We start from the raw sequence: 9,764 nt of genomic DNA, 5'->3' as shown, positions 1-9,764 counted from the left end.
GCTCATTTCTCGCCGACAGTTCTTTCACCACGCGCTCCGTTCGCCCACCCTCCTGACGGTGAGGGGAACTCACCTGTCGGCGCCCATGTCAGCTGTCGCCGCACAGCTCACCTGTTCAGTGGGGGACGAGCTGCCGGTGACGGAGTGGGCGTCGTCCGGGGGTGGACACCGGCTGAACGTGTGTATAGCATGTTGAACATGAGTTCAGCCGAGGTGCGGGCACCCCGGGTGGACGCCGAGGAGCGCACCGCCCGGGCGCGGATCCTCCGGGCCGCCATCCGCCGCTTCGCCGCCACCGGGATGTCCGCCTCGCTCCGGTCGATCGCCGCCGACGCCGGCGTCAGCGCGGGCTTGATCATCCACCACTTCGGCTCTCGGGAAGGCCTGCGCGAGGCGTGCGACGAGCACGTCCTCGACATCACGCGCCGCAACAAGTCGAGCGTCATGGGCGCGACCGGCTCCGCCGCGGCGCTGCTCACCCAGCTCGCCCAGGTCGAGGGCTACGCGCCGGTCATCGGCTACGTCCTGCGCCGGCTCCAGGCCGGCGGCCCGCTCGCCGCCCACCTGGTCGACGGCTTCGTCGCGGACGCCGTGGAGTACCTCCGCCAGGGGGAGGAGGCCGGGACCATCCGGCCCAGCCGCGACCCGCAGGCCCGTGCCCGGGTCCTCGTGGAGCAGGCGCTGGGCGCGCTGCTCCTCCAGCTGCCGGCCCAGCAGGACCACCTCGACCTCGACGAGCTCCCGGCCTGGCTGCGCAGCTACTCCGAACGGATCATCGGGCCGGTCCTCGAGCTCTACACCGAGCCGCTCCTCACCGACTCCACACTGCTCGACGCCTACCTCGAGGCGCGCGTCGGGCGCGCCGCCGACACCTGACTGGGGGACCACCATGCCGGACACCGCCATCGTCGCCCGTGACCTGACGAAGACCTTCGGGGCGACCCGCGCCCTGGACGGCTTCTCGCTGACCGTGCCGACCGGCCAGGTCACCGGCTTCCTCGGCCCGAACGGGTCGGGCAAGTCCACCACCATCCGCATCCTGCTCGGCATGCTCCGCGCCTCGTCCGGCACGGCCCGGGTGCTCGGCCGCGACCCGTGGCACGAGGCCGTGGCGATCCACCGGCGCCTCGCCTACGTCCCCGGCGACACCAGCCTGTGGCCCAACCTCACCGGCGGCGAGGCGATCGACGTCCTCACCCGCCACGAGCGCGGGGCGGCGCACCGGAGGCGACGCGCCGAGCTCCTCGAGCGCTTCGAGCTCGACCCGACGAAGAAGACCCGCACCTACTCCAAGGGCAACCGGCAGAAGGTCGCCCTCGTCGCCGCCCTGTCCCGCGACGTCGAGCTCTACCTGCTCGACGAGCCCACCTCGGGCCTCGACCCGCTCATGGAGGCCGTCTTCACCGAGGAGGTGCGCAAGCTCCGGGACGACGGCCGCACCGTCCTGCTCTCCAGCCACATCCTCGCCGAGGTGGAGAAGCTGTGCGACACCGTGACGATCATCCGCGCCGGGCGCGACGTCGAGAGTGGCACGCTGGCCCAGCTGCGCCACCTCACCCGCTCGACCGTCACCGCGACGACGAGGGCGGACCCCGCCCGGATCGCCGGCCTGCCCGGTGTCCACGACCTGGTCGTCGACGACGGGCGTCTGCGGTTCGACGTCGACGACACTGCCGTCCAGCGGCTGCTGCCGCTCCTGGCCGAGCTGGACGTGCAGAACCTCACCATCACCCCGCCGTCGCTCGAGGAGCTCTTCCTGCGGCACTACGGTGACGACCTCGCCGCGGCGACGGCCCAGCCCCTCGAGGGGGCACGATGAGCACCGCCACACCCACCCGGCCCGCACCCACCGACCAGGAGCAGCCCGCTGCCGGGGCCCAGCCCTTCGCCGGCACCGGGGACCTGCTGCGGCTCTTCCTGCGGATCTCCCGTCGGCAGATCGTCATCTGGGCGCTGGCCTTCCTCGCCCTGGTCGCCTCCTCGGTCGTCGCGCTGGAGGAGACCTACCCCGACGCCGCGGCCCTGCAGGCCCGCGCGGCGCTCATGGACAACCCCGCCGCGGTCCTCATGACCGGGCCCGCCTTCGCGCTGGACGACTACACCTTCGGTGCGATGCTCGCCAACGAGCTGTCGCTGTGGGTGTTCCTCCCCGCCGCGATCATGAGCGTGCTCCTCGCCGTGCGGCACACCCGGGCCGAGGAGGAGTCCGGCCGGCTGGAGATGCTCCGCTCCCTGCCCGTCGGCCGTTTCGCCCCCGCCGTCGCGGCGATGCTCACCGTCGCCATCGCCGACGTCGCCGTCGGGCTCGCGCTTACCGGTGCGCTCGTCGGGACCGGGATGCAGGCGGCCGACTCGGTCGCCTTCGGCGTGGCCACCACCCTGACCGGTCTCGTCTTCGGGGCGGTGGCCGCGGTGACGGCCCAGCTCACCGAGCACGCCCGCACCGCCTCGGCGACCGCGCTGGGCGCGATCGCCGTCGCGTTCCTCGTCCGGGGCGTGGGCGACGTCGTCGACCGCGAAGGCTCCTGGCTCTCGTGGTTCTCGCCCTTCGCCTGGGCCCAGCAGACCCGGCTCTACGTCGAGCTGCGGTGGTGGCCGCTGCTCCTCCCGGCGGCGACGACGGTGGTGCTGCTCGCCGTCGCCGTGGTCCTGGCCCACCGGCGCGACCTCGGGGCGGGGCTGTGGCCGGCCCGGCCCGGTCCCGCCGCCGCGGCCCGCGGGCTGCTCACGCCGTCCGGGCTCGCGCGGCGGCTGCTCACCGGCACGTTCCTCGGCTGGGCGGTCGGGCTGTTCCTCTTCGCGGTCGCGTTCGGCAGCCTGGCCAACGCGCTCGAGGGCATGGTCGAGGACATTCCCGACCTCGGGGAGTGGATCGCGCTCGACCTGGAGGACCTCACCCGCTCCTTCGCCGCCGTCATGCTCTCCTTCCTCGCCATCGGTCCCGCCGCCCTGTCCGTCTGGGGCGTGCTCCAGCTGCGCGGCGAGGAGCGGGCCGGGCGGGTCGAGGGGGTGCTCGTCTCGGGTGTGTCCCGCACCAGGCTCCTCACCGGGTGGGTCGCCGTCGTCGTCGTGGCGGCCGTCCTCACGCAGGCGCTCCTCGGGCTCGGGGTGGGTCTCGGGGTCGCCGCCGCCACCGGGGACGGCGGCTGGGTCGGGGAGCTGACCGGTGCGTCGCTCGCCTACGTGCCGGCCGTGCTGCTCTTCGCCGCGTCGGCGGTCGCGCTCTACGGGCTCGTGCCGCGGCTCGCCTCCCTTGCGTGGGCGCTGGTCGTCTGGGCGTCGCTCGTCGTCTTCCTCGGCGACCTCCTCGACCTGCCCGACGCCGCCCGCGACGTCTCCCCGCTCTCCCACACCCCGCTCGTGCCCGGTGTGGAGCTCGACGCAGCCCCGCTCCTCGTCATGGGGGCGCTGGCGGTGGTGCTCGCCGTCCTCGGCCTGGTGGGGCTGCGACGCCGCGACGTCGGACGTTCCTGACCGGGCCGTCGGCCCTCACTCCAGGCCGAGCTGGTCCGCGATCCGCTCGACGGCGTCGGCGTAGAGTGCGTCCGCCGGTTCGAAGGTGCCGACGAAGTGGCCGCCCAGCTCGAGGACGAGCAGCCCGAGCAGCTGGGCCACGGCGCCCGTCGCCGGGGCGAGGAGGGGCTCGGGGACGTCCACCAGCGCCTCGTGCAGGGCGCTGAGCTGGGCGGCGAAGGCCGGGTCGGGGGGGCGCCGCGCCGCGCCGGCCGGTGGTCGGGCGTCCCGCAGCGGCGCAGTCAGCGCACGGACCACCCGGGTGGCCGGCTCGACGGTGTCCCGCGGTGCCCGGTACTCGGTCACCGGGGTGCCGTAGACGAGGAGGAAGCGGTGGGGCTGCTCGCGGGCGAAGGTGCGCAGGGCGGCACACACGGCGCGCCACTCCTCCCGTGGCCCGCCGGCGCCGCCGCCCGCTCCCTCCAGCGCGTCGGCCAGGTCGGTGTAGCTGTCGACGATGAGCTCGGTGAGCAGCTCGTCGCGGCCGGCCCAATAGCGGTAGATGCCCGAGGGGACGATGCCGATCTCGCGGGCGATGGCGCGCAACGACAGTGCCTGCGGCCCGGACTCGGCGAGCTGGCGCAGCGCGACCGCCTTCATCTCGGCGAGCGTGGCGGCGCGGGCGCGGGCGCGCGGGGTCAGGCGGGACATGGCGGCACCCTACCCGAATGGTGAGCGCTCGCTACGGATGTGAACAGTGCTCTTGACAGCCGCCGATGCGAGGAAGACCATTGCTCTCGACAGAGAGCATTGTTCACAGTTTGGAGCACGTCATGGCCGCCACCCACCCCGAGGCCACCGCCGCACCCGTCGGCCGTGCCCCGACCACACCGCCCCTGCGCGCCGGCGTGCTCGCGTTCGCGGGTCTTCTCTTCGTCGCCTACCCGGCGCTGCGTCCCTACTCCGACGAGACCACGCTCGCCGGTGCGGCGGCGATGGGCTCGACGCGCTGGGTCGTCTCCCACGTCCTCGGCGTCCTCGCCTTCGTCCTGCTCGCGGCGGGCCTGCGCCAGGTGGCCTCCGTGCGGTCGGCGGCCGTGACGGCCGCCGGGGTAGCACTCGTCCTGCCGTACTACGGCGCCGAGGCCTTCGGGGTCCAGGTCATCGCCCGCCGGGCGCTCGCCACCGGCGACCCCTCCCTGCTCGCCCTCGTCGAGGAGCTCCGGATGGGGCCCATCGCGGTGGCGACGTTCGGCGCCGGGCTCGTGCTCCTCGCCGTCGGCGGGGTGCTGACCGCCCGCGCCGTCCGGCGCACGGGCACCCTCGCCCGCCTCGGCGGCCTGCTCAGCGCCACGGGGCTGGTGCTCTACGCACCGCAGTACCTCGCTCCCGGCGCCCTGCGGACCGCCCACGGCGTGGTCCTCGGCGCCGGTCTCCTCCTCCTCGCCCTCGCGGGACGGCGCGGAGCCACGGACCGGTAGCAGCGGGAATGCACGCAGGCCCCGGCGCCCGTCCGGGGGGCCGGGCTGCCGCTCCACACGCGTCGGCTGGGGGGCGCGCGCACGGATGTCGCGCTCGCCGTTCACCCGTCGGTCACCGTGAGCCCGTAGCGTGGGCCGCACCGGCAGCCCAGGAGGTCCTGTGAGTACTCCCGCCGACGACCCGTCCGCCCTCGTGCGGCGCCTCGGCACCTGGGACGCCGTCGTCATCGGGCTCGGGTCGATGGTCGGGGCCGGGGTGTTCGCCGCCTTCGCCCCGGCGGCCCGCGCCGCCGGGGCGGCGCTCCTCCTCGGGCTGCTGCTCGCCGGGATCGTCGCCTACTGCAACGCCACCGCCTCGGCCCAGCTCGCCGCCCAGTACCCCACCTCCGGCGGCACCTACGTCTACGGCCGCGAGCGGCTCGGGCCCTGGCCCGGGTTCCTTGCCGGCTGGGCCTTCGTGGTCGGCAAGACGGCCAGCTGTGCCGCCATGGCGCTGACCTTCGCCGCCTACGTCGCCCCGGCGGACTGGGAGCGCCCGCTCGCGGCCCTCGCCGTCGCGGCCCTGGCCGGCGCCAACTACACCGGCGTGCAGCGCACCGCGGCGCTCACCCGGGTGGTCGTCGCGGTCGTCGTCCTCGTGCTCGTCGCTGCCGCCGCGGTGGGCGTCGGGGGCGCCCGGGACGGCGTCGCGCAGCTGCTGCCGGCCGACGCGACGTGGTCCGGCGTCCTGCAGTCCGCGGGCCTGCTCTTCTTCGCCTTCGCCGGCTACGCCCGCATCGCGACCCTCGGGGAGGAGGTGCGCGAGCCGCGACGCACCATCCCGCGGGCCGTCCGCATCGCGCTCGCCCTCGCCTTCGCCCTCTACCTCCTCGTCGCCGTCATGCTGCTGCTCCGCCTGGGACCGGTGGGGCTGGCCGCGACGACGGCGCCGGTCGCCGAGGCCGTCGCCGGCACCTGGCTCGCCCCCGCCGTCCGGGTCGCGGCGGCGCTCGCCGCGCTCGGGGCGTTGCTCTCCCTCCTCGCCGGCATCGGACGGACGGTGCTGGCGATGGGCCGCACCGGGGACCTGCCGCGGTGGCTCGCCGCCGTCCACCCACGCTTCGCCGTCCCGCACCGCGCCGAGGTGGTGGTCGCCGTCGTCGTCTGCGCGCTCGTACTCACCGTCGACCTGCGCGGGGCGATCGGCTTCTCCTCCTTCGGCGTCCTGCTCTACTACGCCGTCGCGAACGCCGCGGCGGTCACCCAGACCGGGGCGTGGCGGCTGTCCCCGCGGGCCCTGCAGGTCGCCGGGCTGGCCGGCTGCCTCGTCCTGGCCGCCACCCTGCCGACGACGGCCGTCCTCGGCGGGCTCCTCGTCCTCGCCGCCGGGGTGGCCTACCGGGCGGTCGGGCAGCGGGTGCGCCGCGCCTGACGGCCCCGGTCAGGCGGACGGCCGGGGACGCCCGACCACCCGCCGGTAGGCCCGGTCCCACCAGCGCTCGACGGTGGCGACGACGACGCGCTCCCCGCGGTTCATCCGGTCGAGCACGTCGGCCCGCACCCCGAGCAGGGTGACCGTCATGGCGAGCGTCGACAGCGCGGCGATGACGGCGACCGACGCCAGCGCCCACCGGTAGTCGAGCAGCGTCGTGGCCCCGCTGCCGGAGCGCACGTCGAGGACCAGCCCGACGACGACGGCCGCCACCATCGCCCCGACGAACCCGCCGGCGTTGACCAGCCCGGTCGCCGTGGAGATCCGTCCGGGGTCGTTGTAGTCGCGGGCGATGTGGAAGCCCACCTGGGAGCCCGGGCCGCCGGTGGCGAGCACGACGAACGCGATCGTCACCACCGCCCCCGGTGGCCGGCCGCCCGGCCACAGCACGAGGGCGGCGATCGCCAGCACGCAGGCGGTCGCGATGGACAGCGCCATCGGCGTACGCCACGGCGGACGGCGGCCGGCGAGCGGCCCGACGACGAAGCTCGCGGCGAGGTTGGCGACGACGAAGAGCGAGAGCTGGGAGGCGGCGCGGGGTGCGGAGTAGCCCAGCCCATCGGTGAGGTAGGGGTAGCCCCAGACCAGGGAGATCACCACACCCGGGGCCATCGTGGACTGGTGGGTCCAGTAGCCCAGGCGGGTCTCGCGGCGTGCCCAGGCCGCGCGCACCTGGGCCACCGGGCGGTGGACCGCGCGGGCGTCGGCCGCGGCACCGGCGTCCCGGTAGGGCGCGGCGACCTCCGGGCGCAGGAGCAGGACCGCGTACCCCACCGAGGCGAGCCCGGTGAGGAGGAAGGTGCGGGTCCACCCGAGCTCGTCGAGCGCGATGACGAGCGGGACCGTCGCCGCGAGGTTGCCCGCCATCCCGACCAGCCCGGTGAGCATGGTGAGCACCGGGTAGCGCCGGTGCGGGAACCACGTCGCCGCGAGCCGCAGCACGGCGATGAACACGGCCGCGTCCCCGACCCCGAGGAGCGCCCGGGCCACCAGGGCGAGCGGGAAGCTCTGCGCGAGCGCGAAGGCGACCTGGGCGCTGCCCATGACGAGCGTCGCCGCGAGCAGCACCCGGCGCGGGCCCCACCGGTCGATCGCCAGCCCGGCGGGCACCTGCATGACGGCGTAGAGCCCGAGCTGCACCATGAGGAAGGAGCCGAGCTCGGTCGCCGAGATCCCGAGCCGGTCGACCGCCGTCGGCCCGGCCACGCCGAGCGAGGAGCGGTGGACGTAGCCGAGGAAGTAGACCCCGACGCCGACCAGCCACACCACCCACGCCGAGCGGCGGGCGCGGTCGGCGAAGCGGGCGGGAGCAGGGGTCACGGCTTCCCAGTGTCTCATCACCCACCCGCCCTGCCCCCGGGGCAGGGCGGGGCCGCGGCGTAGCATCGAGGCGGACCACATCGTCGAAAGGCAGCCGCCCTGAGCCCCCACCCACGCGAGACCGACGCTCCTGACCCGCGCCGCTGGCGGATCCTCACCGTCCTGCTCGTCGCGATCTTCATGTCGCTGGTCGGCGTCAGCATCATCAACGTCGTCCTGCCCTCGATCCAGCGGGGCCTGGACGCCTCCGACTCCGACCTCCAGTGGGTGCTGGCGGGCTACACGTTGACCTTCGGCGTGGTGCTCGTCGCGGCCGGCCGCGCCGGTGACATCCTCGGCCGCGGGCCGCTGTTCATCGCCGGCGTGGCGCTCTTCACGCTCTCCTCGGTGTGGGGCGGGCTGGCGCCCGACCCGTTGAGCCTCAACATCTCCCGCGTCGTCCAGGGCCTGGGCTCGGGCCTGCTCAACCCGCAGGCCGTCGGGATGATCCAGCAGTACTTCCGGGGCTCGGAACGGGGCCGCGCCTACGGGGCGCTGGGCAGCGTCATCGGCATCTCGGTGGCGATCGGGCCGGTGCTGGGCGGCTTCATCATCGAGCTCGCCGGAGAGGCGGAGGGCTGGCGGTGGACGTTCCTCGTCAACATCCCGGTGGGGATCCTGGCGATCGTCCTCGCGCTGCGGTGGTTCCCGCGGCCGCTGCGCGCCCCGCGCGTCGGCACGCGGGGGAGCGTCGTGCGCGACCTCGACCCGCTCGGCGCCGTGCTCCTGGGGCTGGCCGTGCTGGCGATCCTCGTCCCGTTCGTCCAGCGTGACCTGGGGGCCGCCGGCTGGCTGGTCCTCGTCGTCGGCGTCGGGTTGCTCGCCGTGTGGGTGTGGTGGGAGCGGCGCTGCCGCGACGCAGGCCGCTCGCCGATGGTCGACCTCGTGCTCTTCCGCAACCGCAGCTTCTCGATCGGCACGCTCATCGCCGCGGTCTACTTCATGGGTGTCACCAGCGTGTGGGTGCTCGTCGCGCTCTACGTGCAGAACGGGGAGGGGCGCAGCGCTCTGGAGGCCGGGCTCATCGGCCTGCCCGCCGCCGTGCTCTCGGCCTTCAGCTCGCACTGGGCCGGTCGCCGGGTCACCGACCGGGGGCGCCGTATCGTCATCGCCGGCGTGGTCAGTGCGCTCGTCGGCGTCGTGCTGACGATCGTCGTCGTCCAGCTCACCGCGGCCGGCACGGTGAGCGTGTGGTGGATGCTGCTCACGCTCGGGTTCATCGGCACCGCCCAGGGGCTGGTCATCACCCCGAACCAGACGATCACCCTGTCGGAGGTGCCGCTGGAGTACTCCGGCAGCGCCGGTGGCGTGCTCCAGACCGCCCAGCGCATCGGCACCGCGATGGGGCTGGCGGTCATCACCGGGGTGGCCTTCGCGGTGCTGACGAGCAACGACTGGACGGCGGCGATCACCGCCGGCTTCGCCGCCACCGCGGCGATGCTCCTCGTGACGCTCGTCGTCTCCGTGATCGACCTGCGCGGCCAGCGGCGCCCGCGGTCGCGCACGGAGGTGCCACCGCCGGTGGAGTGAGCGCTCAGCCGCGGTCGGACTCGATGAGGCGCCGCGGCCCCGGGCCGTGCTCGGCGTAGCGGTCGCGCGGGTTGGCCAGCACGCACCGGTCCAGGGACAGGCAGCCGCAGCCGATGCAGTCGGTGAAGTCGTCCCGCAGCTGCTGCAGGCTGCGGATGCGCTCGTCCAGCGCCTGCCGCCAGGCGGCGGACAGGTGCTCCCAGTCGGCCCGCGTCGGGGTGCGGCCGTCCGGCAGCGCCTCGAGGGCGGCCCGGATCTCGGCGAGCGGGATGCCCACCCGCTGCGCCACCCGGATGAGGGCGACCCGGCGCAGGATGTCGCGCCGGTAGCGCCGCTGGTTGCCCGACGTCCGGCGGCTGGTGATGAGCCCCTGCCGCTCGTAGAAGTGCAGCGCCGAGACGCTCACCCCGCTGCGCGCCGCCACCTGGCCGACCGTGAGCTCCTTCTGGTTCCACATCGGTGTGGTCGCC

At 74.8% G+C, this 9,764-nt stretch carries 9 protein-coding genes; 6 read left to right on the top strand and 3 right to left on the bottom strand.

The genetic code is table 11. The features are described from left to right. The first annotated feature begins 198 nt into the window (after positions 1-198). The 3 genes from Q0195_RS07260 to Q0195_RS07250 are packed head-to-tail and all read left to right on the top strand — an operon-like array spanning position 199 to position 3,474. Positions 199-876 (top strand): TetR family transcriptional regulator, encoded by a 678-nt coding sequence (locus tag Q0195_RS07260; protein ID WP_299276471.1) that lies wholly within the window; start codon positions 199-201, stop codon positions 874-876. Between the two features lie 13 nt (positions 877-889). Then, on the top strand, positions 890-1,819 hold the full coding sequence (locus Q0195_RS07255; RefSeq protein ID WP_299276468.1) for an ABC transporter ATP-binding protein: 930 nt from the start codon (positions 890-892) through the stop codon (positions 1,817-1,819). Next, on the top strand, positions 1,816-3,474 hold the full coding sequence (locus Q0195_RS07250) for a polyketide antibiotic transporter (RefSeq protein ID WP_299276466.1): 1,659 nt from the start codon (positions 1,816-1,818) through the stop codon (positions 3,472-3,474). Before Q0195_RS07255 ends, Q0195_RS07250 begins: the two co-directional genes overlap by 4 nt. A 15-nt stretch (positions 3,475-3,489) precedes the next feature. On the opposite strand, the gene Q0195_RS07245 is transcribed toward Q0195_RS07250, so the two are convergent. Beyond that, positions 3,490-4,164: a TetR/AcrR family transcriptional regulator gene (locus Q0195_RS07245; protein WP_299276464.1), complete on the bottom strand. Its 675-nt coding sequence runs from the start codon at positions 4,162-4,164 to the stop codon at positions 3,490-3,492. A gap of 122 nt (positions 4,165-4,286) precedes the next feature. On the opposite strand from Q0195_RS07245, the gene Q0195_RS07240 reads away from it, so the two are divergent. Both Q0195_RS07240 and Q0195_RS07235 read left to right on the top strand, forming a co-directional pair. Further along, positions 4,287-4,934: a hypothetical protein gene (locus Q0195_RS07240; protein WP_299276461.1), complete on the top strand. Its 648-nt coding sequence runs from the start codon at positions 4,287-4,289 to the stop codon at positions 4,932-4,934. A gap of 160 nt (positions 4,935-5,094) precedes the next feature. After that, positions 5,095-6,345: an APC family permease gene (locus tag Q0195_RS07235; RefSeq protein ID WP_299276458.1), complete on the top strand. Its 1,251-nt coding sequence runs from the start codon at positions 5,095-5,097 to the stop codon at positions 6,343-6,345. Between the two features lie 9 nt (positions 6,346-6,354). On the opposite strand, the gene Q0195_RS07230 is transcribed toward Q0195_RS07235, so the two are convergent. Next, the gene (locus tag Q0195_RS07230) at positions 6,355-7,725 is read right to left on the bottom strand and encodes an MFS transporter (protein WP_299276456.1); all 1,371 of its coding nucleotides are present in this window, start codon (positions 7,723-7,725) and stop codon (positions 6,355-6,357) included. A gap of 99 nt (positions 7,726-7,824) precedes the next feature. Here Q0195_RS07230 and Q0195_RS07225 point away from each other — a divergent pair, with 99 nt between their 5' ends. Then, the gene (locus Q0195_RS07225) at positions 7,825-9,294 is read left to right on the top strand and encodes an MFS transporter (protein ID WP_299276478.1); all 1,470 of its coding nucleotides are present in this window, start codon (positions 7,825-7,827) and stop codon (positions 9,292-9,294) included. A 4-nt stretch (positions 9,295-9,298) separates the two neighbouring features. Here the strand turns inward: Q0195_RS07225 and soxR are convergent, their stop codons facing one another. Next, on the bottom strand, positions 9,299-9,751 hold the full coding sequence (gene soxR, locus Q0195_RS07220; protein WP_299276476.1) for a redox-sensitive transcriptional activator SoxR: 453 nt from the start codon (positions 9,749-9,751) through the stop codon (positions 9,299-9,301). Positions 9,752-9,764 lie beyond the last annotated feature (13 nt).

The sequence above is a fragment of the uncultured Georgenia sp. genome, assembly GCF_937958535.1.
In the GTDB taxonomy this organism is placed as follows: domain Bacteria; phylum Actinomycetota; class Actinomycetes; order Actinomycetales; family Actinomycetaceae; genus Oceanitalea.
The sequence above is the reverse complement of the archived record's forward strand: the minus strand, read 5'-3'. Positions and strand labels throughout refer to the sequence as shown.